Raw genomic sequence first — 1,055 nt, 5'->3', positions numbered from 1 at the left:
GTCTTCTGAAAACGACAAACAGCCAGAAAGGCTGTTACAGGCGATTTGATCTGCAACCTATTGGTTAAATTAATGTATCAAAAACGATGGTTTTTGTGACAGTCTTGAAAAGTCCTGACTTCTCCCGAAAAATGACTCCCCTCATGTAACAAAACTCGTTACTATATCAACATAACAATAACCCCATAACTAATTAGCGTGAAAAGAATGAAAATCGGCTATGCACGTAAATCTACGCATCTTCAGGATGTGGCGCACCAGGTTGACGAACTAACAAAAGCTGGATGTGAGCAAATCTATCAGGATCAGACCTCACGTAGCGGCCCCAAGCGCGACAAAAAAGGTGCGCCGGAACTGGAGAACTGCCTGAAAGCATTGCGCGAGGGAGATACCCTAGTAGTTTGGGCACTAGATCGGCTCGGCGGTTCATTGGGTCAAGTCATTACTTTACTCGACGACCTGAAGAAACGCGGAATAACTTTCATAGCCATCAAGGACAGAATAGACACAAATGCGCCAGTTATAGGGGAAATCTATACGCATCTGATGGCGATATTCTCTAGCTTTGAACGCAACCGCAATATTGAAAGAACGCGCTCAGGCCTTGCAGCTGCACGCGCAAGGGGCCGTGTGGGAGGGAGAAAACCGTCACTTTCTGAAGAAGATGTTAAACAAATTAGAATCTTACTTGCTGATCCTGAAATGACAGTTGGTGCAGTTGCTAAGCGCTTCAACGTTTCTCGCATGACTATTTATCGCTACACCACAAAATCATGAATGACCGCAGCATGGCGGTTTTATTTTCTTATGCCCGTCAGGGCATGGAAGGCGTCCGCGCCGGACTTAACCGGCCACCGGCCGCAAATCGCCGGAAACCGCAACGCTGACCGGATCGCCCGGCCCAGCCCCCTCCCTGTGTATTCGCATGTATCTGATCCCCCATTCGCAAATCAGTTGATCACTCACTCGCAAATTACTTGATCACCTCCAGCAGGAAGTTTGCATCACTTCAGGGAGCGAATAATTGTATCTCAGGGGCACTGTTGCAAAGTTAG

Annotated in this window: 1 protein-coding gene; it reads left to right on the top strand. The window is 47.6% G+C overall.

What is annotated here, in order from left to right; translation table 11 throughout:
• Positions 1-207: 207 nt before the first annotated feature.
• Entirely contained in the window at positions 208-777 is a 570-nt protein-coding gene (locus CKK19_RS24865; RefSeq protein ID WP_001749988.1) for a recombinase family protein, read from the top strand.
• Positions 778-1,055: the final 278 nt, after the last annotated feature.

The organism is Enterobacter sp. CCUG 70166 (assembly GCF_020224095.1).
GTDB classification, from domain to species: domain Bacteria; phylum Pseudomonadota; class Gammaproteobacteria; order Enterobacterales; family Enterobacteriaceae; genus Enterobacter; species Enterobacter intestinihominis.
Note: the sequence above shows the minus strand (reverse complement) of the source record. Positions and strands in the feature narration are given on the sequence as shown.

What these genes read in the sequence shown, in the direction of transcription:
- CKK19_RS24865 (WP_001749988.1), top strand. Translation starts at nt 208, where the DNA reads ATGAAAATCGGCTATGCACGTAAATCTACGCATCTTCAGGATGTGGCG.